The organism is Planotetraspora mira (genome assembly GCF_016863275.1).
In the GTDB taxonomy this organism is placed as follows: Bacteria; Actinomycetota; Actinomycetes; order Streptosporangiales; family Streptosporangiaceae; genus Planotetraspora; species Planotetraspora mira.
Window position 1 is genome coordinate 43071 of sequence record NZ_BOOO01000007.1, and the last position, 25338, is coordinate 68408.

A 25338-nucleotide genomic window follows, 5' to 3' on the forward strand; every position below is an offset into this window, starting at 1 on the left:
GTGACCGGCGGGAAAGGCGCCGCAATCGAAGCACACCTGTTCTTTCGGGGGAAAATAATGAATTCACTTACGGCGGTGGTTCCGAGAAATCGGCGCCGCACGGCCTCTGTCGCGGTCGGAGTGGCAACGGCCATCCTGATGGCCGGACTCGGGTCGGTGCCCGCGTCGGCGGCCCAGGCCATCCGGGTCAAGTCCTGGGGCGCTAACGACAGCGGCCAACTGGGCGACGCCACGACCACGGACCGGCACACGCCCGTGACAGCGGCCGGAGTTACGGCGGCCGACGTCACCGCCGTCTCCGCGGGTCTGGCCCACAGTCTTGCCCTGCTGGCCAACGGCACCATCGAGGCCTGGGGCGACAACGCCGCCGGTCAGCTCGGTGACGGCACATCCGGAGTGGGCGCCGACAAGCTCACGCCGGGCACTGTGACCGGCCTGCTCAGCGTCCGCTCCATCGCGGCCGGCGACTTCTTCAGCCTGGCGAGACTGGGCAACGGCACCGTCCAGGCCTGGGGCGACAACAGCAACGGCCAGCTCGGCAACGGCATGGTCGGCGGCATCAACCCGCTGCCCGCGCCGGTCACCGGTCTGACCGGCGCGGTGGCCGTCGCGGCCGGCCAGGACTTCGCCCTCGCGTTGCTGTCCAACGGCACCGTCCGAGCCTGGGGCGCCAACAACGAGGGGCAACTCGGCAGCGGAGCCATAGGTGGCAGCAACCCGGTTCCCGCCCCTGTCGTCGGCCCCGGCGGCGTGGGAGTCCTGAGCAACGTCAAGGCCATCGCCGCCGCCGACGATATGGGCATCGCGCTGCTCAACGACGGCACCGTCCGGACCTGGGGCGACAACGATTTCGGCCAGCTCGGCAACAGCACCGTCGGCGGCGACTTCCCGACTCCGGTCACCGTGCTCGGAGTCGGCGGCGTCGGTGTCCTGAACAACGTGAAGGCCGTCGCCGGAGGTTCGAACTTCGCCATGGCCCTGCTCAACGCCGGCACTGTCAGAACCTGGGGCTCCAACGGCAGCGGCCAACTCGGGATCGGGGCCACGGGGGGCAACAGTGCCACACCGGTCGCCGTCCTCGGAGTCGGCGGCGTCGGTGTCCTGAGCGACGTCGCACTCATCGCAGCCGGCGACCTCCACAGCATCGCCTACCAGACCAACGGGCCCGTCAACACCTGGGGCGCCAACGGCACCGGGCAACTCGGCGACGGCAGCACCACCACCCGCAACACACCCGTCGGCATCCGAACCGGCATCCTCGGCGTCGAATCCATCGCCGGCGGCAGCGTCTTCAGCATCGCCGCCTGACCGGAAATTCACCACCTGACCCACCAGTCGGCCCCGCTCGCCTGAGCGGGGCCGCCTGGGTACCTCTTTCATCCGGCGCCGTGCTCCGCGAAGAGCCCATCCAACTCAGGCGGCCGGCGGCGCCGGCCGTACATATCAATTCGCCGATCCATCATTAGCGGCGGAAAAGGCCGCACGCGCTTCACCCCCAGGCATACGGGTGCCCGCCTGACGTCGCGATCATTGTTCAATCCACCATGAGCGGCGATAAAGGCGCCGTACGCGACACGAGAAATTGCTTTTCAGGGGAAGAGTAATGAATTCACTTACAGCGGCATTCCCAGGAAACCGGCGCCGCGCCGCCTTTGCCGCGGTCGGAGTCGCGCTGGCGGCCCTGCTGGTAGGTGCGGGGGCCCTGCCCTCCGCTGCGGCACAACCACTACGGGTCAAGACCTGGGGCGACAACGACAACGGCCAGCTCGGAGACGCCACGACCATGGAGCGGCACACGCCGGTCACGGCCGCCGGTGTGACGATGGCAGACGTCACCGCCGTCTCCGGTGGTCTCAACCACAGCCTGGCCCTGCTGGCCAACGGCACCATCGAGGCCTGGGGCGACAACAGCAACGGCCAGCTCGGCGACGGCACCACCACCGACCACTCCGCCCCGGGCACCGTGACCGGTCTGCTCAGCGTCCGCGCCATCGCCGCAGGTGACGACTTCAACCTGGCCAGGCTGGGCGACGGCACCGTCCAGGCCTGGGGCGACAACGACTTCGGTCAACTCGGCAACGGCATGGTCGACCCCGACAACCCGCTACCCGCGCCGGTCACCGGCCTGACCAACGTGGTGGCCGTCGCCGCCGGCCAGGACCACGGGCTGGCGTTGCTGTCCAACGGCACCGTCCGCGCCTGGGGTGACAACAGCTTCGGTCAACTCGGCAACGGCGTGATCGGCGGCAACAGCCCCACCCCGATTCCGGTGCTCGGCGCCGGCGGCGTCGGCGTGCTCGGCAACGTCAAGGCCATCGCCGCCGGCGACAACAGCAGCATCGCCCTGCTCAACGACGGCACCGTCCGAACCTGGGGCGACGGCTCCAACGGGCAACTCGGCAACGGTGTCGTGGGTGTCGACAGCCCCACCCCGGTCACCGTGGTCGGAGTCGGCGGCGTCGGCGTGCTCGGCAACGTCAAGGCCGTCGCCGGAGGCGGTGACCACGCACTGGCACTCCTCATCGGCGGCGCCGTCCGAGCCTGGGGCGACAACGACTTCGGTCAACTCGGCAACGGCGTCACCGGCGGCAACAGCCCGACACCGGTCACCGTGCTCGGCCCAGGCGGCATCGGCGTCCTGAGCGACGTCGCGCTCATCGCCGCCGGCGACGACTTCAGCATCGCCTACCTGACCAACGGCCCCGTCAACACCTGGGGACGCAACAACGAGGGCCAACTCGGAGACGGCAGCACCACTGACCGCAACACACCCGCGGGCATCCGGACCGGCCTCCTCGGCATCGAGTCCATCGCCGGGGGCGGCCTCTTCGGCATCGCCGCCTAGCCGCTCCCAGCCGGAAGGCTCACGCCTGATCCACCGCGGCCCCGCCCCACCAGAGCGGGGCCGCAAACATTTCGCCCCCGCCGCCTCCAGCAGAAGAACGCCGATGAGCACGAAAACGCCATATGCAACCGGTCTGAAAGTTCGACGAGGAATGTCGAACGGCGGAAACATTGACATTTGTGCATGCCCGGCCCTGCGACGCGCTCATTTTCCCGGTGATCGCCTCCTCAGATCGAGCATGGCCATGCTGCTAACGTGCCGCTCATCGTCTGATCCACCATGTGCGTCGAGAAAGGCGTAGCAGACGAGATATCCGTGTCTTTCGGGGGAATGAGCAATGAATTCACTTACGGCGGCGTTTCCGAAAAATCGGCGCCGCGCCGCCTCTGCCGCAGTCGGAGTGGCAACGGCCATCCTGATGGCTGGACTCGGGTCGGTGCCCGCGTCGGCGGCGCAGGCGATCCGGGTCAAGTCCTGGGGCTTCAACGCCACCGGCCAACTCGGCGACGCCACAACCACGGACCGGCACACGCCGGTGACGGCCGCCGGGGTGACGGCGGCCGACGTCACCGCCGTCTCCGCCGGCTTTACCTTCAGCCTGGCTTTGCTGGCGAACGGCACGATCGAGGCCTGGGGCGGCAACAGCGCCGGTCAACTCGGCGACGGCACGTCCGGAGTGGGCGCCAACAAGCTCACGCCGGGGACTGTGACCGGCCTGCTCAGCGTCCGCTCCATCGCGGCCGGCGACGAATTCAGCCTGGCGAGACTGGGCAACGGCACCGTCCAAGCCTGGGGCGACAACGACAACGGCCAGCTCGGCAACGGCATGGTCGGCGGCATCAACCCGCTGCCCGCGCCGGTCACCGGCCTGACCGGCGTGGTCGCCGTCGCCGCCGGCAGCAACCACAGCCTGGCCTTGCTGTCCAACGGAACCGTCCGGGCCTGGGGCGACAACGCCTCCGGTCAGCTCGGCACCGGCGTGGTCGGCGGCGACAGCCCCGTCCCGGTCCCCGTCGTCGGAGTCGGCGGAGTCGGCGTGCTCGGCAACGTCAAGGCCATCGCCGCCGGCGACAACTTCAGCATCGCCCTGCTCAACGACGGCACCATCCGGACCTGGGGACTCAACACCCAAGGCCAGCTCGGCAACGGCGTCCTGAGCCCCAACAGCCCCACCCCGGTCCCCGTCGTCGGAGTCGGCGGAGTCGGCGTGCTCGGCAACGTCAAAGCCATCGCCGGCGGCGGCACCCACGCTCTCGCGCTGCTGAACACCAACACCGTCCGCGCGTGGGGCAACAACGGCTCAGGTCAGCTCGGCAACGGCGTCACCGGCCCCGACAGCCCGACACCCGTCACCGTCCTGGGAGTCGGCGGAACCGGCGTCCTGAGCGACGTCGCACTCATCGCCGCAGGCGACACCCACAGCATCGCCTACCAGATCAACGGCCCCGTCAACACCTGGGGCGACAACAGCTCCGGTCAGCTCGGCGACGGCAGCACCACCACCCGCAACACACCCGTCGGCATCCGGACCGGCCTCCTCGGCATCGAGTCCATCGCCGGCGGCGGCGGCCACAGTCTCGCCGGCTAACTGCGCCCAGCCGAAAAGGCACCGCCTGATCCACCACGCGGCCCCGCCCCACCAGGGGCGGGGCCGCACACGTTTCGCCGTCGCCCACCGCTGCCGCATCCGGCGGAAGAACGCCGATGAGCGCGAAAGCATGATGTGCGCCCGCCTGAAAAGTCAGCGACTAATGCCGCATGGCCGAGCAAGCGTAAAGAGTCATTTGTTTCCAGCTCCAAGACGCGTTCATTTCGTCGGCGATCGCTTCTCAGATCGGGCCCGGCCATTCTGCTAACGTGCCGCTCATCGTCTGATCCACCATGTGCGTCGAGAAAGGCGTCGCAGACGAGATATCCGTGCCTTTCGGGGGAAGAGCAATGAATTCATCAACGGCGGCGTTTCCGGGAAATCGGCGCCGCGCCGCCTCTGTCGCGGTCGGAGTGACACTCGCGGCCCTGATCGTGGGCACCGCACCGTCGCCCGCGTCGGCGGCACAGGCGATCCGGGTCAAGGCCTGGGGTGCCAACGGCAGCGGCCAACTGGGCGACGCCACGACCACGGAGCGGCACACGCCGGTGACGGCGGCCGGAGTGACAGCGGCCGATGTCACCGCCATCTCCGCAGGTGTCTCCCACAGCCTGGCTTTGCTGGCGAACGGCACGATCGAGGCCTGGGGCGGCAACGGCTCCGGTCAGCTCGGCGACGGCACCACGACCAACCACCCGACGCCCGGGACCGTGACCGGGCTGCTCAGCGTCCGCTCCATCGCTGCCGGCGAAGACTTCAGCCTGGCGAGGCTGGGCAACGGCACCGTCCAGGCCTGGGGCGCCAACACCGCGGGCCAGCTCGGCAACGGCGTCGCTGGCGGCATCAACCCGCTGCCCGCACCGGTCACCGGCCTGACCGACGTCGTGGCCATCGCCGCCGGCCAGAATCACGCCCTGGCGCTGCTGTCCAACGGAACCGTCCGGGCCTGGGGCGGCAACCTCAGCGGCCAACTCGGCAACCCGGGCGCCGGCGCCGGCAGCCCCACCCCGGTCCCCGTCGTCGGAGTCGGTGGCGTCGGCGTCCTCGGCAACGTCAAAGCCATCGCGGCCGGCGACAACTTCAGCATCGCGCTGCTCAACGACGGCACCCTCAGGACCTGGGGCGACAACGCCGCCGGCCAACTCGGCAACCCGGCCGCGGGCGCTACCAGCCCCACTCCGGTCACCGTCGTCGGAGTCGGTGGGGTCGGCGTCCTCGGCAACGTCAAAGCCATCGCCGGCGGCAACTCCCACACGCTCGCATTGCTCACCGACACCACCATGCGATCCTGGGGCAACAACGGCAGCGGCCAACTCGGCAACCCGGCCGCCGGCGTCGGCAGCACGACACCCGTCACCGTCGCCGGCCCCGGTGGCGTCGGCGTCCTGACCGATGTTGCGCTCATTGCGGCAGGCGACAGCCACAGCATCGCCTACCTGACCAACGGCCCCGTCAACACCTGGGGCGCCAACGGCAGCGGCCAACTCGGCGACGGCAGCGTCTTGCAGCGCAACACACCCGTCGCCATCCGCACCGGCCTCCTCGGCATCGAATCCATCGCCGGAGGCTCAAACTTCAGCCTCGCCGCCTGACCGGAGGATTCACGTCTGATCCACCACGTGGCCCCGCCCCACATGGGCGGGGCCACGTGCCTGATGTCCGGCCGTAGATCACGTTGTGCTACTTGTAGACCCCGAATTCCCAGAGCGAGTAGCCGTACGCCGTCCCACGCTGGGTGAGGTTCACCCGGACGTACCTGGCCGAGGCGGTCAGGTCGAGATCGTCGAATCCGCCGTCACCTGTGGTGGTCGAGTAGACCGTGGCCCAGTCGACGCCGTTGGCCGAGGTCTGGATCTGGTACGCCTTGCCGTACGCGGACTCCCAGCCGAGTTGGACGTGCTTGATCGCCGTCGTCTGCCCCAGGTCGACCTGCAGCCACTGCGGGTCGCTCCACTCACTCGCCCAGCGGGACGTGAAGCTGCCGTCGGTGGCCCTACCGGGATCGAACGGCCCGCCGTCGCCGGTCGCCTGGTAGGTCGACGCGGTGGTGGGCCTGCCGACGGCCGCGTTGGTGCCGGCGACCCGCGGGGGCACGACGCGGAACGACTTCTGCTCGATGCCGACGTTGCCCTGCCCGTCGTAGGCGTAGACGTACACCTTCCACACGCCCATCTGCTGCGGCGCGGTCACCGAGAACTGACCGGGGCCGGTCTGGGTGAACCGGACGTGCCGGAAACCGGTGCCGCCGCTGATGTGCTTGTCGCTCATCATCAGGTTGTAGCGGATCGCGTCCCCCTGCGGATCGGCGGCCGACACGCTGACGGTGAACTGCCCGCCCGCGGGGACGGCGGTCTGCGAGCCGACGGTCATGGCGGTGATCTCCGGCGGCGTGTTGGCCGCCGGCTGACCGGTGTAGGCCTGCCTGAGCGCGTAATAGCCCAGGCGCCGCCACCCGCCGGTGAAGGTGTTCAGCCAGACGCCGCCGAAGTCGTTCTCCAGGCCGTAGTGGAACTCGGTGGCGCCGAGGGCCACGCCCGGATGCGCCTTGATGGCATTCCAGCTCGCGGTGTAGCCGGTTCGTTTCTGCAGGTCGGTCGGCTCGGTCGGTGCTCCGTTGACGTCCGCCGGCACCTCCCACTCACCGGCCGGGCCGCCTTCGGTCAGGATGTAGGGCTTGGTGTATCCGCCGTCGATCCAGGCCTGCTTGACGCCGCCGATGGCGCCGTAGGAGTTCACCGCGAGCAGGTCGAGTGCCGGGGCGTACGCCTTGTAGTACGGCCAGGCCCCGGTCCAGGCGTCGGTCGAGGTGACGGGATGGTTGGGGTCGGCGGCGTGGATCGCCACGGCCACCTCGTTGACGAACTTCGCGTACGCGACGCGGCGCGCCTCGACCTCGGCGGCAGGCAGGCCGTGGTCCTGCATGGTGAGGATGACCTCGTTGCCGACGTCCCACATGAGAACGCCCTGGTACCCCTTGAGCGTGTTGACCCGCGCGACGATCTCGTTCTTCACACTCGTCTTGTACGCGGTGTCGTTGACGTAGTCGGCGCCCTGGTTGAGCCAGTGCCCGACGATCACCTTGACGCCCTGCTGGGCGGCCCTGTTCAGCAACGTCGGCGTGGCCGCGTCGTCGACTCCCCAGGTGCGGATCGTGTTGACGCCCATAGACTTCAGGTCGCGCATATAACCGTCGGCCGCCGCCTGCGGCGGGCCGTAGGTCAGACCCCGGATCTCGTACGGCTCGCCGTTCACCGACAACTGCCAGTTGCCCTGGCCGCCGGTGACCCGGACGTTGCTCGGGCCGGCAGGGGTTGCCGGATCGGTCATGGCGGCCGGCGCGGAACCGGTCTTCTTCGACACCGAGACCGACTCGACGCTCAGGACGCCGCCGGACGTCGTGGTCGCGGTGGGTGTGGTGAAGCCCGCGAGGGCGTTGGGCAGCGAACCGCCGATCGCCAGGTCGAACCTGAGGTAGAAGCCGTGGTGGACCGCCGCCTGCCAGGCGGTGACGCCGACCTGGCTCTCGCGGACGACCCACGTCTGCACGCCGTCGAGGTAGAAGCGGATCTGCTCGTCAGTGGTGCTGCGGTCGATCACCTGGGTGTACTCGTGGTAGCCCGTCTGGCACCCCGCGCAGGTCGCGAACCCGCTGGTCCTGCCGTCGTACTCATTGCACGCTCCGCCGGGGGCGGTGCCGCAGTGCAGGGTGTTGGACAGTTGGCTGCGGCCGTTGACGTCGGTCATGATGTCGGTCTCGCCGACGCCGGGCCAGTTCGTGTAGACGCCGCGGTAGGCCGCCCCCGTGGCGCGGAAGCCCGGCCAGTAGCCCATCGCGTCGGCGACGTCGGGCTGCTTCAGCCTCGCGGTGAACCTGACCTGCTCGCCGGGCTGCGCGGCGAAGTCGGTGCGCTGGGTCTCCACGCGCCCCGACGTCCAGTTGCCGGCGCCGTCCCTGATCGCCTTGATGTTGAGCCGTCCGGCGCCGTCGAGGTAGACGTTGGCGGTCGAGGCGGTGGCCGTCTCGACCTCACCGGTCCCCCACTTCTCCGCGCCGCCCGGGAACTGCGTTCCGGTACGGAGGATCCAGTTGGCGGCCGACGGAGAGGTACCGGCCGGGCCGTCGAAGTCGTCCTTCCACACCTCGGTCCAGTCACCGGTGCCGGGGCCGGTGCCGCCGCCCGTGCCGGTGTTCACCGCGACCTCCCAGAGGGAGTAGCCGTAGCCGGTGGCTCGGGCGGTGCCGTACACGCGCAGGTAGCGGCCGGTGCCCGACACGTCGAGGGTCTGGGTGCCGCCGGTGCCGTTCGTCGTGGAGTAGACGTCGGTCCAGGTCGTGCCGTCGGCGGAGGTCTGGATCTTGAACGCGGTCGCGTAGGCGGCCTCCCAGATCAGGACGACCCGGCAGATCTGCTGGGACGAGCCCAAGTCGACCTGGAGCCACTGCGGATCGGTGTACGCGCTGGCCCAGCGGGTGCCGGTCGCGTTGCCGTCGAAGGCGGCCGAGGCGGGAGTGCCCGCACCCTCGGTCGAGGACGCCGTCGCCGGCCGTCCGAGGGCGGCGTTCGCGGAATCGCAACCGGCGGAGGGACTCGGCGAGGGGGTCGGAGAGGGCGTCGGGGAAGGGGGCGTCGTCCCGCTCGTGCCGTAGATCTGGAACTCCCAGAGGGAGTAGCCGTAGCCGGTGGCTCTGGTGGTGCCGTACAGGCGGATGTAGCGGCCGGTGCCCGACACGGCGAGGGTCTGGGTGCCGCCGGTGCCGGTGGTGGTGGTGTAGGCGTCGGTCCAGGTCGTGCCGTTGGGTGAGGTCTGGATTTTGAACGCGGTGGCGTAGGCGGATTCCCAGGTCAGGACCACCTGGCTGATCGTGGCGGTGGCTCCCAGGTCGACCTGCAGCCATTGCGGGTCGCTGAACGTGCTCGCCCAGCGGGTGCCCGGGTTCCCGTCCACGGCGAACGCGGCGGAGTAGCCGGCGCCCTCGCTCGACGACGCGGTCACCGGCTTCCCCTGCGACAACAACGTGTCCGCCGCGAAGGCCGGGCCCACGAGCGCGGAGGCGACCCCGATCACGGCGGCCACCACGGCGACCAGCGTGGCGATGACCAGGCCTGACCGCGGACGGCCTGGACTACGAGATGGAAGCACGACCTCTCCTCACTACCGGGGGGGTGCCTGCCGTACCCGTGCGAGGACATGGCAGGAGATGGGAGAGCGCTCTCCAGAGGAGAGTGGACCCATGACAGACACCTGTCAAGTCCCTTCCCGTCCGCCCGAAACCCTCCGCTGACATTCCGGAAACGACCGCGGCATCACGGGACGGACACCCGGAGCCCCGATTCGCACCGGCATCCCGGGCGGACGGAAACGATTACCGGACCCGGCCCGGCGTGTATGTCGCCCCAGGCCACGGCTCGGTCTCCGCCATTGACAGGTCACCGCCGCCGCATCGACGCTGTAACGATGGAGAGCGCTCTCCTACAACGCTCCGAAGAGACGAAGGGGTGTCGCGTGACCGACGACGAGCTCGACCACCTGGTGGAAAAGCTGGACCTCGACCAGAAGGTGCGGCTGCTCACCGGCGCGACCGTATGGCGGACCGGCGCGGAACCGGACATCGGGCTGCGTTCCATGGCGACCTCGGACGGCCCCGCCGGTGTGCGCGGCGAGGGCTGGGACGAGCGCGACACGTCGTTGACGCTCCCCTCCGCCACGGCGCTGGCCGCCACCTGGGACGACGACCTCGTCGCGCGGCTCGGCGCGCTGCTGGCCGGCGAGGCGCGGCGCAAAGGCGTCGACGTCCTGCTCGCGCCCACGCTGAACCTGCATCGCTCCGCGCTCGGCGGGCGCCACTTCGAGTGCTTCTCGGAGGACCCGCTGCTGACGGGGCGGATCGGCGCGGCCTTCGTGCGCGGCGTGCAGTCAGGTGGCGTGGCCGCGACGGCCAAGCACTACGTCGCCAACGACTCCGAGACCGAGCGGCTCACCCTCGACGCCCGTGTGGATGAGCGGACTCTCCGCGAGGTCTACCTCGCGCCGTTCGAGGCCGCGGTCGACGCGGGAGTGTGGGTGGTGATGTCGGCCTACAACGGCGTGAACGGCGCCACGATGTCGGAGAACGCCTTGCTGGCCGAGCCCCTCAAGGGTGAGTGGGGCTTCGACGGGGTGGTGGTGTCCGACTGGGGCGCGGTGCGGTCCACGGTGGCGTCCGCACTGGCCGCCCAGGATCTCGCCATGCCGGGCCCCAACGAGCACTGGGGCGACGCGCTCGCATCCGCCGTTCGGTCGGGGGACGTGCCGGAGGCGGCGATCGACGACAAGGTGCGCCGCCTGCTGCGTCTCGCCGTCCGGGTAGGCGCGCTCGCCGAAGGCGCGCGTGGGGAGACGCGCCCGGCCGAGGAGGCCGGCCGTACGCTGCTGCGCCGTGCCGTGAGCGCCGGCACGGTGCTGCTCCGCAACGAAGGCGGCCTCCTGCCGCTCGACGCGGGGCGGCTGCGCAGGGTCGCGGTGCTCGGGCCGAACGCGGCCACCGCCCGCATCCAGGGCGGCGGCAGCGCGGGGGTCTACCCGGCTTCGGCGGTGTCCCCGCTGGAGGGTGTCCGCGCCGCGCTGGCGGGCAGAGCCGAGGTGACCCACGCGGCCGGGGCGCATCCCGGCGACCTCCCCACGCCCGTGGGGACCGGCGACGCCCGCGACCCGAGGAGCGGCGAACCCGGCGTCCTGGTGCGACTGCTCGACGCCTCGGGTGACGAACTCCACGCCGAGCGCAGGCTCACCGGGAAGATCCTCGAATCCGCGCCCGTCCGCGGCGCCCGCACCGTGGAGATCCGCGCCCTCGTGCGCCCGGACGTCGGCGGGCGGTGGCGCGTCGCCGTCGGAGGGTGGGGCCATGTGTCACTCGCCGTGGACGGGCGACTCGTCGTCGACACCGAAGTGGCGCTCGACACCGCTGATCCGGCGACCGTCCACCTCTCTCCTCCCTACCGGCGCGCGGAGGTGGACCTTGAACCGGGCCGCGAGGTCGAGTTGGTGGCGCGGCGACGGCTCGACCGCGGCACCGGGCGTGCCTCGGCGCTGGCCATGGACCCGCCGCGTCTGAGCGACGACGACGAACTCGCCGCGGCCGTGGCGCTCGCGCGCGACAGCGACGTCGCGGTGGTCGTCGTCGGCACCGACGAGGCGGTCGAGAGTGAGGGACGCGACCGCGAGTCCCTCGACCTGCCCGGCAGGCAGGGCGACCTCGTCCGCGCCGTGGCGGAGGCCAACCCGAACACCGTCGTGATCGTGAACTCCGGCGGGCCGGTCGCCCTGCCGTGGCGGGAGCAGGTGCCCGCCGTCCTGCTGAGCTGGTTCCCCGGTCAGGAGGGCGGGCACGGGCTGGCCGACGTCCTCCTCGGTACGGCGGAGCCTGGCGGCCGCCTGCCGACGACCTGGGCCGATGAGGCCATCGCCGGCACGACGCCGGTGGAAGGCGTCCTCCGTTACACCGAAGGCCCGCACATCGGTCACCGGGCGTGGGCGCGCACGACCGACGCCCCGGCCTACTGGTTCGGGCACGGACTCGGCTACACGTCCTGGTCGTATGAGGCCCTGGCCGCGCCGGCGGAGGTCGAGCCCGGCCGGCCTTTCACCGTCGCGGTACGGCTGCGCAACACCGGCGACCGGGTGGGGCGCGAGGTGGTGCAGGTCTACCTTTCGCGGCCGGGGAGCGAGGTGGAACGGCCCGCGCGGTGGCTGGCCGGATACGCCCTCGCCGAGGCCGGGCCGGGCGAGGAGACCGAGGTCGCGGTCACCGTCCCGGCGCGCGCCGTGCAGCACTGGTCCGTCGAGGATCAGGCCTGGCGCACCGAGCCGGGGATCTTCCGTGTTCTCGCCGGCCGGTCCGCCGGCGATCTCCCCCTCAGCGCCGCGACAGCCACCGCGACGGGCAGCGCGACAGGCAACGTGCCAGACACCGCGACGGACACCGCGACGGGCAGCGCGCCAGACACCGGGGAGGCACGCCCATAGCCGCTCCCGTACCCGAGCGGGCACGGGTACGGGAGCACGGGTACGGGAGCACGGGTACGGGAGCACGGGCGGAGAGCGCTCTCCACCTCGTGTTATAAAGACCCTATGAGTACGGATCTCCCGCCGGTGCAGGGAACTCCGACGCTGGAGGACGTGGCCCGGGTGGCGGGAGTCTCCCGGGCGACGGTGTCCCGTGTGATCAACGGCATCCGCAACGTCGCGCCGGACATCCAGGAGACCGTCCAGCAGGCCATCGCGACCACCGGATACGTGCCGAACCGTGCGGCCCGCTCCCTCGTCACACGGCGGACCGGCTCGGTGGCGCTCGTCGTCTCGGGCGCCGGCGGCGACGTGGGCGGGGAACCGTTCGAGAGCCAGGTCTTCGCCGATCCGTTCTTCGGGCGGGTGGCCGGCGGCGCCGTGGCCTTCCTCCGCCCCCGGGGGATCCATCCCGTCCTGATGTTCGCCGAGACGGCCCACGCCCGCGACCAGGTGATCGGCTACCTGCGACAGGGCAGCGCGGACGGCGCGCTGCTCGTGTCCACCCACGGCGAGGACCCCCTGCCGCGCCTCATCGTGGAGGCGGGGCTCCCCGCGGTGTTGTGGGCCCGGCCGGCCAGACCCACGCCGATCAGCTACGTCGACCTGTCCCACCGGGCCGGGGCCGAACTGGCCGCCGACCGCCTGGTGGCGCGTGGCTGCCGGCGCGTGGCGACCATCTCCGGCCCTTTCGACGTGCGCGCGAGCCAGGACCGGCTGTCCGGTTTCCAGGACGCCATGGCCAGATACGGTCATCCGTACATCCCGGGTGTCGAGGGCAACTTCACTCATGACAGCGGCGAGGCGGGCATGCACCGGCTGCTCGCGGAGCATCCCGACATCGACGGGGTGTTCGCGGCCAACGACCTGATGGCGCAGGGGGCGCTCCTCGCGCTCCGCGAGCACGGCCGCGCGGTGCCCGACGACGTCGCGGTGATCGGCTTCGACGACAGCAGCGCCGCGACGGCCTGCCGTCCGCAGTTGACCACGGTCCGCCAGCCCATGGAGGACATGGCGGGAGAGATGGCCCGGCTGCTGCTGGCCCATATCGAGGACCCCGACTTCCAGGTGACCTCGGTCATCTTCCCGCCCGCCCTGGTGGTCCGTCAGTCCGCCTGAGCGTCGCGGACACCTCTGGCCGACGGCGTCGACATGCCGATCCCGCCCGTTTTCCCGGTTTCGAGCGGATGAACCGGAAATTTCATCGAGTTGAAACGAGCTCCTTGACAACCCCTGACAACCAGGTTCACTCTCGTGGAGAGCGCTCTCCCACCTCCTTTCGCCGTCGCCCTGCGACCGGCACCCCCGTAGTGAGGAGAGAACATGCACCAACCCCGCAGTCCCGGCCGGTTACGGCTCGGGCTGGTCATCGCCGCCGTGGCCGCGACGGTCGCGGCCCTCATCGCGATCGTCAGCCCCGCGGTCGCCGCCGACTCCCTGCTGTCGCAGGGCAGGCAGGCGACCGCGTCGTCCAGCGAAGGAGGGGCCTACGCCGCCTACCTCGCGGTGGACGGGAACCCGGGCACCCGCTGGGCGAGCACGTTCAGCGACCCGCAATGGCTGCAGGTCGACCTGGGAGCCACCGCCACGATCAGCCAGGTGGTCCTGACCTGGGAATCCGCCTACGCCACCGCGTTCAAAATCCAGACCTCACCCAACGGCACGACCTGGACCGACGCCTACACCACCACCACCGGCACCGGCGGCACCCAGACCCTCGCCGTGTCGGGCACCGGCCGCTACATCCGCCTGTACGGCACCACCAGAGCCACCGGCTACGGCTACTCCCTCTGGGAGTTCAAGGTCTACGGGACCGGTGGCACACCGGCGCCGACCCCCTCGCCCACGGGCACCTCTCTGGTCACCCATCACGAGTTCCAGGCGAACTGCAGCGTGACCCAGAGCCGTCCTGACGACCCGATCGTCTACCCCGGCCTGCCGGGCGCGTCGCACATGCACACGTTCGTCGGCAACGTGACGACCACCGCGAGTTCGACGCTGGCGTCGCTCCTCGCAGGAGGGACGTCGTGCGTCGTCCCCGCCGACAAGTCGAGCTACTGGTTCCCGCCGGTCTACAAGGGTGACCAGCTCATCGTGCCGGTAGGCCCGCAGGTGCTCTATTACAAGTCCGGCGTGCTCGACTACACCTCCGTGCGCCCGTTCCCCCAGGGACTCAGGTATGTGGTCGGCAGTCCCACCGCGACCCAGGCCGACTTCCAGCGCGCCCCCGGCGCGGTCGAAGGCTGGGAGTGCGGGGAGAGCTTCCACAACTGGGACTTCCCGGCCTCCTGCCCCGCCGGAAGCCAGCTCAACATCCGCTACCAGGCCCCGAGTTGCTGGGACGGCGTGCACCTCGACAGCGCCGACCACAAGAGCCACATGGCCTACCCCGTCAACGGCGAGTGCCCGACGACGCACCCGGTCGCGGTGCCGATGCTCGAATACAAGATCGCTTTCCCGGCCGACGGCGACATGTCGCAGGTGAGGCTGTCGAGTGGCCGCGGCTACACCTGGCACTACGACTTCTTCAACGCCTGGGACCCCGCCACGCTGGCCGCCCTGGTCACCCACTGCATCAACGGCGGCCTGCAGTGCAACGCCCGCGGCTACGACCTCTACAAGCCCGAGCGCGGCGCGGCTCTCGACGAGAACTACCGGTTGCCCGGACACCCGTGAGGTCTCCGAGCCTGATGACTCCCGGGTCCCCGCCGTGCCGTACACGGCGGGGACCCGCGACGTCAGCCGCCTTGGAGACCGTCAGGGGAGGATGTGGTCGACGTAGCCGCCGTCCACGCGCAACGCGCCCCCCGTCGTCGCCGAGGCGAGGTCGGAGCTGAGGTAGACCACCATGTTGGCGATCTCCTCGGGGTAGATCAGCCGCTTGATCAGTGAAGTCGGGCGCAACCGCGACATGAACTCGGCCTCGGCCCGCTTCCAGGGCAGCTCGTCGCCGAGGAGCCCACGGACGAACTCCTCGACGCCCTCGGTCCGCGTCGGGCCGGCGATCACGGCGTTGACGGTTACGCCGGTCCCCGCCATCGCCTTGGCGAAGCCGCGCGACACCCCGAGCAGCGCGGTCTTCGTGACCCCGTAGTGGACCATCTCCTCGGGGATCACGACGGCGGAGTCGCTGGCCATGAACTGGACACGACCCCAGCCGCGGTCGCGCATGCCGGGCAGGTAGTGGCGCGCGAGCCGTATGCCCGACATGACGTTGGCGTTCCAGAAGCTCTGCCAGGTCTCGTCGTCGATCTCCAGCAGCGGCCGGGGCGCGTAGATCCCGAGGTTGTTGACGAGGATGTCCACGGCGGGGAGCGCGGCGAACACGGCCGCCGCCCCCTCCGGCGTCGACACGTCGGCGGCGATCCCGTCGATCCGGGCCTGCGGATCGCCGGCCCGCAACTCCCCGATGACGGCGTCGACGCGATCCGCGGCCCTGCCGTTGATCACCGTGGCAGCCCCGGCGGCCGCCAGCCGCGCCGCGATCACCCGGCCGATCCCCTGCGTGGAGCCGCTGACGAAGGCAGTACGTCCTGTGAGATCGATCTGCATGCCGGATCCCTACCCACGTCGGTGGTGTCACCCCTGCGTGTCGGGCCGGCGGGGCTCGGTGCGGCACTGACCGCCGACCGCGACATCGGCGCAGGCGAGCGCCGTCAGCGGCAGATCTTGAACAGTACTTTGCATACGCCTGGATACCTTGGGGCTCTGCATGGCTTCGAGGGGAGCGAGCATGTCCGATGCTCGGCAACTGCCGGACCTTCTGTACGAGCTGTACGAATCGATCAACAAGCACGACCTGGACGACCTGGTGCGCCACTTCCGGCCGAATGCCGTCCTCGTCTCACCCGCGGGCGTCGCGGAGGGCCACGAGGAGATCGCGTGGCACTACGAACAGATATTCACCGCGTTCCCCGATGTCGCCTTCACGCCGTGGGAGTCGGCCGACCCCGGCGATCCCGCCCTGACCGAGTGGACCGCGAACGGCACGCACACGGGGCCCTTCCTGATGCCCAACGGACACGCGCTGGAAGCCACCGGCCGGCGCATCACCGTCCGCGGGTGCTCCGCGTGCGAGTTCGAAGACGACTTGATCCTCACCCACCGCGTGTACTTCGACCAGCTCGAGCTCTACTCCCAGCTGGGGTGCGACCTCTCCCCCACCGCCTCCTGAACGTAGTCGCGCGCATCCCGCACCACCCCGCTCAGACGGGCAGGAAGATCCACGCGGCCGATTCCCTCCCGGGCTCGTAAGCGGAGTCGAGCCGCTTGCCGACCACTCCTGGCAATCCCTGCTCTCGCGCCGCCTGCCGTACGGCGGGCAGTCCGCCGGGCCAGCTCGGCGCGGTCTGCCAGCGCGGGCCCGCGAGCCGAAGATCCTCCAGCGCGGTTCGGCGGCGCTCGTACGGCTCGGCGAGAAGAGACCGCCCGTCGTCGTAGACCAGGTCGTAGCAGACATAGACCGAGCTGCCCGCCAGCGTGACGATCTCGCCGTCGAGCACGACGGCCCTGCTGCCCAGGGCAGGTCCCATCGCGCGGAGCCATCCGTGCCCCGCGGTGATGTCGGCGCCTCCCGGGGAGCGGACCGCCACCCTGCCGCCCTGGACGTGGACCAGTGCGCGCGCGCCACCCCAGGCGAACTCCCAGGCGAAGCGGGCGGCGTCGCGAGGCGCCCGGCTGCGGGTCACCGCTTCCATGGGCGACAGGTCGGCGGGCGGCGGCTCCCACGAGCCGTTCGGGGGATCCATCCGGTGGATCATCCAGTTCCGTCCGTGCGTCTGGAACAGGACATAGCGGCCGGACGCGCGGGAGCCGTTCAGCACGATCTTGACTTCGCGGTCGCTCCACTTCTCCGTCTCGTAGCCGCCGCGGTCCCAGACCGTCATGGTGCCGCCGCCGTACTCCCCCTGCGGGATCTCTCCTTCGAAGTCGGCGTACTCCATCGGGTGGTCCTCGGTGTGGACGGCGAGGTGGTTCGTCGCGGGGTCGGGAGGCAGGCCCTTCGGGATCGCCCAGGAGACCAGCACGCCGTCACGCTCGAGGCGCAGGTCCCAGTGCAGCGACCGCGCGTGGTGCTCCTGGATCACGAAGGTGTCGCCGCCGCCGCCTTCCCGAGGCGCGGCCTCGGGGATCGGCTCGCGCGTGCGCCGGGGGTCGCGCTTCCCTCTGTAGGGCTCGAGTCTGTCCGCCACGCAGAGGCCCCTACCCCCGGAGCACGCTCCCGATCTCCCCGGCGGTCAGGCCCGTTTGGCGATGGCGGTGATGAACGGCTGGACCAGCCGCGCCGCCAGCGGGCCGAACGCCGCGAGGATGAGCACGTATGCGGCGGCCACCGGCCCGAGGTCCGGATGGGCCCCTGACGCGACCGCCAGACCGGCGATCACGATGTTGAACTCGCCCCGGGGGATCAGCGCGATGCCGGCGCGGGCCCATCCCGCTCTCGCGATGCCCGCCCGGCGGGCGGCGTACGCCCCGGAGAGCAGCTTAGTGATCATGCTGACCACCGCGAGCAGGGCGGCGAGTCCGGCGACCGGGCCGATCTTCGCCGGGTCGGTCTGCAGACCGAAGAAGACGAAGAACACCGCCGCGAACAGGTCCCGCAGGGGCGCGAGCAACGCCTGGGCGTCCTCGGCCAGTTTCCCCGACAGCGCGATGCCGACCAGGAACGCGCCCACCGCCGCGGACACCTGTAACTGCTGCGCGACGCCGGCGACGAGCAGGGCGAGGCCGACCACCTTCAGCAGGAGCACCTCGGAGTTCGGGCTGGCGACGAACGCCTGGATGAGCCTGCCGAAACGTAACGCGACCACCAGCACGACGCTGACCGTCGCCAGCGCGATCGCCACGGTGATCGCGCCGCCGACCAGGCTCAGCCCGGCCAGCACGGCCGTCAGGACCGGCAGGTAGATGGCCATGGTCAGGTCTTCGAAGACCAGCAGCGACAACACCACCGGCGTCTCGCGGTTGCCGATCCAGCCGAGGTCGGACAGGACCTTCGCCGTGATGCCGGAAGACGTGGCATAGGTGACGCCGGCCATCGCCAGGGCGGCGACCGGACCCCAGCCGAGCAGGAGTGCGAACGCCGCCCCCGGCAGGGCGTTGAGCACCACGTCCACGACTCCCGCGCGGGCGTTGCCCTTCAGGCTGGTCACGAGTTCGTCGGCGTTGTACTCCAGGCCGAGGGTAAGCAGCAGGAGGATGACGCCGAGTTCGGCGCCGACGGAGATGAACTCCTCACTGGTCGCGAGCGGCAGGATGCCGCCCGTGCCGAACGCCAGCCCGGCGATCAGGTAGAGGGGAATGGGTGAGATGCCGACGCGCAGGGCCAACGCCCCGAGGATGCCGAGCCCGAGCACGACCGCGCCGAACTCCAGGAACAGTATTGCCGTTTCGTGCACAAGCCGGCCTAACCGTTGGACAGGATGTCGGCGACGGCGGCGGTGCTCTCCGGGCTGCCCACCACGACGACGACGTCACCGTCGGCCAGCGGGAAGTCGGGTCCGGGGCTGGCGGCCACCTGTCCCGAGTGGACGATCGCCACGATGGAGGCGCCGGTCCGGGTGCGCACGCGGGCGTCCCCCATCGCGCGGCCGGCGTACGGCGAGCCGGGCATGATCGGCAGTTGCAGGCTGACCAGCCCCTCGACCTCGCGGTGCAGGTCGTTGAGGCGCTGAACGATACGAGGAGCGCCGAGCAGCTCGGCCAGCGCGTCGGCCTCCTCGTCGTTCAGCTTCACGGTCTCGCAGGCGCGGTCGGGATCGTCGGGGTCGTAGATCACCAGGTCACGGCGGCCGGTCCGGTGGGAGACCACTCCGATCCGCCGTCCGGACCGTGTCGTGAACTCGTGCCGCAGCCCGATCCCCGGCAGCGCCGTCTGCTCGACCTCCACCTGTACCTACCGCCTCACTTGATCTCGGACCTTTCGGACCACCGTACCTAGACGGGCAAGTCGGCGGCGCACCCGCGCGTCTACGGTTTCCTGGCCCTCTGGATGACCTCCTCCGTCGTCAGCGGGCTTCTCGGATGGTGACTCAGGCACATGGGGGCCTGGATCCTGGCGAACGCCGTCCCCTCCACGCCCGCGTAGAACTCACCGGGGCCGAGGTGCCCCACATCCCCGATGGTGCTGTTCTTGGACCGCGCCACCTCCTTCGCCGCCTCGATCTGGGCGGGGCTGTTGAGCAGCCCGAAGAACTGGGTGGCGGAGTTCCCCGGGATCCGGTTGTGCAGCCCCTTCGGTGCCTGCGTCGCGAAGACGAGGCCGAGGCCGTACTTGCGGGCCTGCGAGGCGAGCGCCAGCGTGCTGTGCGTGCACGCGGTCATCGCTCCGGACGGCGCGAACGTCTGCGCCTCGTCCATGACGAACAGCCCGCCCAGCGGGCGATCGCCGGCCGGGTGCCTCCTGATCCAGGAGAACAGCGCCAACTGCAGCAGGTTGACGAAGCTCTGCCGTTGCTCGTCGGACGGCAGCCCGACGAAGCTGATCACTGATATCCGGGCCCTCTTGCCGGGCGGCGGGGTCAGCAGCACGCCGGGGTCGGCCGCCGCGCCCTCGCCGCCGAACAGCGGATCGCTGACCATCGTCGCCGTCAGGTTCTGCGCGACCTCCGCCGCGATCTTGTCGGCGTTGGCGAGCGCGCTGACCCCTTCCGGCAGTTCGGAGAGCAGCGCGATCAGGCCGTGGAGGCCGGCGGTGCCGTGTCGCCCGTAGTACTCGACGGCCTCCTTCAGGACCGCCCGGCCCAGATGCGCCTTCTGCGTCTTCGCGTCGAGTCTCGCCCGGGGCACGAGGGACGCGACGGCGGCGCCGACCGCCTCCTTGAACTCGTCGGCGTCGTCCATCAGTCCGCTGAAATCCGGGAGCGGCTGGAAGGCCAGCGGGCGTCCCCCGACCCTGCCCGGCGTCCAGACCGTGACGTCGGTGTCCGCGAGGTATCGCTGTGCCCTGGCCGCGTCGCCGTCCCGCCATCCGGCGGGCGGTTCCGGCCAGCCGTCACCCAGGCGCGCGAGGTCGTTGTTGGGGTCGAGCACGATGGCCGACACCCCCTGGAGCGCGCACTCCTCGATCAGCCGGCGGATCAGCACGGTCTTCCCCGAGCCCGAGCCGGCGAAGATCGCGGTGTGCTTGCGCAACGCCTCCAGGTCCACCCGGGCGGGAGCCTGGTCGGCGGTCGTCCCGATCACGATCGACGGGGCGTCCGCGCTCCCGTCTGAGACGGCCGGCGCCCGTTTCGCCGCCGGCACGGCCGGGGTCTCTGGCGCGAGATCCCCAGCTGGGACGTCCGTCCTTCCTCTTCCTGAATCACCGCTCGTGGCGGCCACCGGGTCCGGCGTCGCGGTGTCCCCTCCTGCGTCGGGCATGCCGTACGGAACGGTCCACACGTCGCCGAGTGCGTCGCCGAGCAGCTTGATCTCACCGGTCGGCCGCCGGGCGGCGAGCCACGCATGGAGGTCGGGCGGGTTGTCCTTCAGCAGAGCGCGAAGGGCCGCGAGGATCTTCAGGTCCTCCTCCTCGACCTGCAGGGTCCTGCCGCCCGCCCGCTCGAAGGCCGCGACGGCCTCGCGCGTCTTGGCGCCGCCCGACCACTCCGTATTGCGCAGCAGGAACAACCGTCGTTTGCGGTCACCGATGATCAGGCCTGCCGCGACGGAGGCGTTGCGCATCCGGGTGAGCGCGGCGACCGCGTTCGTCGCCGCTATCGCGCGGAAGCTCCAGTGCTCCTCATCCTCGGTGGCCTCATCGAGGCTTCGTCGTAGCCGAGCGTGCAGTGGCGGCTTCGCACTGGGCGGCGCGTCCTGGCTGTACACGCCTCCCGTCTCGCCCTGCTCAACGATCCACGCGCTCAGGCCCGCCGCCAGGAGTGCGGGCATCGCCGTGTCCTCCGTGGCCGGATCGAGCGCGGCCGCTGCGTCCGCCGCGACCTGCGCCGTGCTCCTCAGCTCGGCGAACCGCGTGTCGAGGTCCTCCAAGGCGACTCCCGGCGGCACGGGGATCCGCACAGGCGGACGCGAGGTGACGCCGCCGACGACTTCGTCGTCCGCCACGGCCTCGAAGCTCTCCAGCTCCGTGATCTCTCCTCTGATCCGGCAGACCCTGATATGGGCGTCGATCGCCTTCAGCAGTTGTCGGGGAGTGAGGCCGGGGGCGGTGGCGAACGCCGACGGGCTGACCGGCCAGGTGGGGTGGGGCGCGCGGAAGCCCATCGAGCGGAACTGGGTTCCGAGCCGCGTCTCGACCAGGGCCCGGCCGGTCTCCGCGTCGGGGATGGCATGGAGCGAGATCGGCCGGCGGAAGCGGTCCTGGACCGTGTCGGTGGCCTCCTTCTTGATGATCACCCAGGTAGCGGGGATGCACGAGACGACGGTGAGGGTCCTCCGCGTGAAATCCCTGAGCGCCATCAGGCCGGCAGCGATCTGGTCGATGGCCAGCGCGTCGTGCCGGCGTCCTCCCAGGTGGACCACGGTCCTGGTCGTGGCGGTCGTGATGAGGGGGTCGATCTGGTCAACCGCGACGACGGACGGGCCGGTGAGCGCGAGCAGGCGCGACAGGTCCCTGACGACCTCCTGCGGCGACTTCTGCCCTCGTCGTATGCCCCACTTGGCACGTTCCCCCGGTTCCTCTTCCGGCTGGGAGCCGAGGAGGGTGTCCGCGACGTCCTGGGCGTGACGGTCCGCCGAGGCGCGCAGGACGAGGGCCCGCGCGACATCGCGGCTCTCCCGGCCCACGTGCCCGTCGAAGCTGATCAGCGAGTCGATGAAGCCGTCGAGGGCCTCCGTCGTGAGAGGCGCGTCACCGATCACCGTGCGCCGCACCATGCGCGGGACGCCGATCTGCGACGACAGGCGGCGCAGGAACGCCTTGAGCTGGCTCTCGCCGTCCAGCTCGCGGGAAAGGCCGTCGAGCATCGCCACGACGACGCTGTCCCAGAAGATCCCGGCGTCGAGCAGTTCGACGAGGAAGAAGTAGCCTCCCTCGTCCTGCACCTTCTCCCGGATCCAGCCCAGCAGGTGCGTCTTGCCCGCGCCTCGCTGCCCCTGTACGACCAGGCCGATCGGGCTCGTGTCGGGACTGCGCGTCGCCTCGCCCACTCCGTCGAGGACGGCCTGAACCGTCTGTAGATTCAGCGCTTCGACATGGAACGGCGACGGATGCCACACGTCCTCGGTTCCGCTGACCCAGTTGAAGTCGAGTCTCTCCAGAGCGCCGTGCTCGTCGACCGCCATCATGCTCCGATCGAGATGAGGTGCTTGTCCTGATCGCCGATGATCAGCGCCGCTTCCCGGTCCCGCCGGGTGAGGGCCTTCTGATTCGACTCGGGGACGATGTTCACGTCGGGCATGGCGGCCATCCGCCGCAGCGTCTCATCGGCCTTCGTCCTGGTGACATCGCGGAGAAGGACGCGCAGTTCCGTGAGGCTCACCCAGCCTCCCGGTTCCATGACGAGCTCACCGTAGGCCTCGCGGATGAGGGCCTCGACATCGGACGCGGGCCCGAAGACGTCGGCGAGCCTGCGATCCGTCCGCTCCATGAACCCCTGGACACCGCCCATCAGGGCCCGGGCCATCGCCCAGGGCGACCCGGTCGCCTTGACCGTCCCGGTGCGGAACTCCTCGGCCACGCGCGCCCAGCCGGCGTCGGTCAGCATGTGAACGTACGCACGGCCCTGCTTCCAACTGTCGACGAGTTTCAGCTCGTTCAACGTCCGGCGGTTGGCGCCGTCGAGCGTGATGCCGTGGCGCGCCCTCATCTCGGTGTTGGAGATCTCACCCGCCTCCACCATGAGCACGACGAGGGCGGCGATCTGGGGCAGGGACAGATTCGTGTCAGACATGGCGTGATCCTTCGAACGTTCCAGCGCGGCGGCTCACGACGAACCGCTCCAACTGGCGGACGACCGTTTCTAAATCGGAGGCGATCTGGGCGTTGGTGAAGCGCAGCACGGCGTAGCCGTCCAACTGGAGTTGCACGTCGCGGCGCCGGTCGGCCTCGAACCTGACCGCCTCCCGGTGTTCGGGGCCGTCGATCTCGACCACACATCGCTCCTGCCGCCAGAGGAGATCCAGCCGTATCGACAGGGCGAGCGGATGCGACTGGTGGGTCTGGTTCCAGGCCCGCCCGGCGGCCCAGTCGCACACGGCCAGCGCCCGCTCCAGGGCCTGCTCGGCGGCGCTCGCCGGGTGCGGACGCCCGGCGACGGCCGGATATCGCACAGCCGGTCGCCTCAGATCTGGTTCCCGCATGCCGGACGGCGGCAGGAAGGCGCCCCGGTACGCCGCCGGAGCGGATCCGGCCCGTGCGGGTCCTTCGGACGCGTGAGCGGTCACGGTCGGCCGTACAGAGGTCTCCGGCACGTCGCGGGCGATGGCGGCGACCTCGGCCGGCAGCCTCACCATCACGGTCTCCAGGCGATCGACGGAGGCGAGGCGAGCGCCGGTGAGCCACACGCCCATCCCGGCACGGTGGGCCAGCCACTCACCGCCCGCGAGCAGCACGTCCTCGTCCCGGGCGGAAAGGCCCTCAGGCACGTCGATCAGCAACGCCACCCGCGGGCGGCCGAACGCCGCCGCGAGGACACGGGCGAGGCCGGCGGCCCGCACCTCAGGGGGAAACCGAGTGGGTCCCGGCGCCTCACCTCTGAGGGACGTCTGCGCGAGGTCGGCCACGAAGGGGCCGAAATGATGCGTGCCGGAGGCCATCTCCAAGGCGAGCGCACGGACCGCGCCGACGCCTGCTCCCCCGGGCGCGATGCCTTCGGCGTCCGGCAGCCAGGCCGGATAGAGGGCGACGGCGGCCGTCTCGAGCTCGGACAACACCGACTCGACCATGGCGGACGCGGTGGGTGCGGCGGTCGCGGCGTAAGTGAGGACGGCGGGGGCCCCGTCGGGCAGCGGTTCCAGGGACAGGGCGAGGGCCTGGGGACTCGCTCCCGTCAGCCCTATGACGCGGTTGGTCGGCAGCTCCGCCCACGAACGCGCCACGCCGCTTCACCTGATTTCTGGTGATCCCCGGGTAACTCGACCTGCCGACGCTATAGGGGATCACTCACCCGCGCAGGGACTTTCCCGAAGAGCCAGACATTTTGTTATTTCCGCAGGGAGTCCCCGAGCGTGCGGCCCGGGACTCCGGTCAGGTGACCGTCGGGCGCCTCATCCGGCAAGTCGCCCGACGACGCACCTGACCAGGCATCAGACGGCCAACAGCACCGACGTGGGCGTGTGCAGCGCGACCTTCTCGCTCACGCTCTCGCCGATCAGCACGCCGATCTGGGTGTGATGGGCGGGGCCGAGCACGATCAGGTCAGTGCCGAACTCCTGCGCCCGGTCGACGATGATGTCGGAGATGTCGCCGCGAAGTCCCGTCAGCAGTTCGCCCCGGGCCGCGACACCCGCCTCCTTCAGCCGGGCCAAGGCGTTGTCGATGACCGCCTGGGCCTCCTTTTCGTCCTCGACCTGGACCACCGTGTCGTACACCACCTGAGACGCGCCGACGTGAACCACGTCGACGGCCGCACCGGTGAGCTTGGCAAGGTTCTCGACCGTTTCCAGGACCCGGTCCGAGCGCGGGGAGTTGTCGACCGCCGCGAGGATGCGCTTGTACATGGCTGTTCCTGTCCTCGACGCCTTTTCAGGCGAGAGCTTCATTTAACGGATTAGAGTCTCCTCCACCACCAGAGACCGGCTCATATCGGGCGGCCGATAAGGCCGTCCTGAGGATCATCCGAACCGGCGGCCCGCCTCTTTACCCAGTTGACCGGTAGGTTCCCGGCACCTTGAGGTACGCGCCTTCCACGGCTCGAACCGAGGGCGGACGTTACTTACCGTAGACACGCGAACGGATAGCGTCATTTCGGACAGCACGCCC

At 70.4% G+C, this 25338-nt stretch carries 17 protein-coding genes; 8 read left to right on the top strand and 9 right to left on the bottom strand.

The window, feature by feature from the left end; all coding sequences use genetic code 11:
* The first annotated feature begins 120 nt into the window (after positions 1-120).
* From Pmi06nite_RS06985 to Pmi06nite_RS07000, 4 genes are all read left to right on the top strand, one after another.
* The gene (locus Pmi06nite_RS06985; protein WP_203952041.1) at positions 121-1308 is read left to right on the top strand and encodes an RCC1 domain-containing protein; all 1188 of its coding nucleotides are present in this window, start codon (positions 121-123) and stop codon (positions 1306-1308) included.
* A gap of 295 nt (positions 1309-1603) precedes the next feature.
* Complete coding sequence (locus Pmi06nite_RS06990) at positions 1604-2845, top strand: RCC1-like domain-containing protein (RefSeq protein ID WP_203952042.1); 1242 nt, start codon at positions 1604-1606, stop codon at positions 2843-2845.
* Between the two features lie 418 nt (positions 2846-3263).
* Positions 3264-4433, top strand: coding sequence for an RCC1 domain-containing protein (locus Pmi06nite_RS06995; protein ID WP_203952043.1), 1170 nt, complete (start codon positions 3264-3266; stop codon positions 4431-4433).
* A gap of 350 nt (positions 4434-4783) precedes the next feature.
* A complete protein-coding gene (locus Pmi06nite_RS07000; protein WP_203952044.1) occupies positions 4784-6025 on the top strand; it encodes an RCC1 domain-containing protein in 1242 nt (413 codons plus the stop codon).
* 88 nt (positions 6026-6113) lie between these two features.
* On the opposite strand, the gene Pmi06nite_RS07005 is transcribed toward Pmi06nite_RS07000, so the two are convergent.
* Positions 6114-9575, bottom strand: coding sequence for a discoidin domain-containing protein (locus tag Pmi06nite_RS07005; protein WP_203952045.1), 3462 nt, complete (start codon positions 9573-9575; stop codon positions 6114-6116).
* Between the two features lie 363 nt (positions 9576-9938).
* On the opposite strand from Pmi06nite_RS07005, the gene Pmi06nite_RS07010 reads away from it, so the two are divergent.
* The 3 genes from Pmi06nite_RS07010 (at position 9939) to Pmi06nite_RS07020 (ending at position 15152) form a co-directional block, all read left to right on the top strand.
* On the top strand, positions 9939-12437 hold the full coding sequence (locus Pmi06nite_RS07010) for a glycoside hydrolase family 3 C-terminal domain-containing protein (RefSeq protein ID WP_203952046.1): 2499 nt from the start codon (positions 9939-9941) through the stop codon (positions 12435-12437).
* 105 nt (positions 12438-12542) lie between these two features.
* A complete protein-coding gene (locus tag Pmi06nite_RS07015) occupies positions 12543-13595 on the top strand; it encodes a LacI family DNA-binding transcriptional regulator (protein WP_203952047.1) in 1053 nt (350 codons plus the stop codon).
* 204 nt (positions 13596-13799) lie between these two features.
* Positions 13800-15152, top strand: a complete 1353-nt coding sequence (locus Pmi06nite_RS07020) for a DUF1996 domain-containing protein (RefSeq protein WP_203952048.1) — start codon at positions 13800-13802, stop codon at positions 15150-15152.
* An 81-nt stretch (positions 15153-15233) separates the two neighbouring features.
* On the opposite strand, the gene Pmi06nite_RS07025 is transcribed toward Pmi06nite_RS07020, so the two are convergent.
* Positions 15234-16028, bottom strand: coding sequence for an SDR family NAD(P)-dependent oxidoreductase (locus Pmi06nite_RS07025; RefSeq protein ID WP_203952049.1), 795 nt, complete (start codon positions 16026-16028; stop codon positions 15234-15236).
* A 181-nt stretch (positions 16029-16209) separates the two neighbouring features.
* Here Pmi06nite_RS07025 and Pmi06nite_RS07030 point away from each other — a divergent pair, with 181 nt between their 5' ends.
* Positions 16210-16650, top strand: a complete 441-nt coding sequence (locus Pmi06nite_RS07030; RefSeq protein ID WP_203952050.1) for an ester cyclase — start codon at positions 16210-16212, stop codon at positions 16648-16650.
* A gap of 31 nt (positions 16651-16681) precedes the next feature.
* On the opposite strand, the gene Pmi06nite_RS07035 is transcribed toward Pmi06nite_RS07030, so the two are convergent.
* The 7 genes from Pmi06nite_RS07035 to Pmi06nite_RS07065 form a co-directional block, all read right to left on the bottom strand.
* Positions 16682-17668, bottom strand: a complete 987-nt coding sequence (locus Pmi06nite_RS07035) for a DNA polymerase ligase N-terminal domain-containing protein (protein ID WP_203952051.1) — start codon at positions 17666-17668, stop codon at positions 16682-16684.
* Between the two features lie 45 nt (positions 17669-17713).
* Positions 17714-18874, bottom strand: coding sequence for a cation:proton antiporter (locus Pmi06nite_RS07040; protein WP_203952052.1), 1161 nt, complete (start codon positions 18872-18874; stop codon positions 17714-17716).
* An 8-nt stretch (positions 18875-18882) separates the two neighbouring features.
* Complete coding sequence (locus tag Pmi06nite_RS07045; protein WP_203952053.1) at positions 18883-19365, bottom strand: cation:proton antiporter regulatory subunit; 483 nt, start codon at positions 19363-19365, stop codon at positions 18883-18885.
* 80 nt (positions 19366-19445) lie between these two features.
* Entirely contained in the window at positions 19446-22703 is a 3258-nt protein-coding gene (locus tag Pmi06nite_RS07050) for an ATP-binding protein (RefSeq protein ID WP_239113737.1), read from the bottom strand.
* On the bottom strand, positions 22700-23308 hold the full coding sequence (locus Pmi06nite_RS07055; RefSeq protein WP_203952054.1) for a hypothetical protein: 609 nt from the start codon (positions 23306-23308) through the stop codon (positions 22700-22702). Before Pmi06nite_RS07055 ends, Pmi06nite_RS07050 begins: the two co-directional genes overlap by 4 nt.
* Positions 23301-24455: an endonuclease domain-containing protein gene (locus Pmi06nite_RS07060; RefSeq protein WP_203952055.1), complete on the bottom strand. Its 1155-nt coding sequence runs from the start codon at positions 24453-24455 to the stop codon at positions 23301-23303. Before Pmi06nite_RS07060 ends, Pmi06nite_RS07055 begins: the two co-directional genes overlap by 8 nt.
* 207 nt (positions 24456-24662) lie before the next feature.
* Positions 24663-25076 carry a universal stress protein gene (locus Pmi06nite_RS07065; protein ID WP_203952056.1) on the bottom strand — a complete coding sequence of 138 codons (414 nt, stop codon included), beginning with the start codon at positions 25074-25076 and terminating at the stop codon, positions 24663-24665.
* Positions 25077-25338 lie beyond the last annotated feature (262 nt).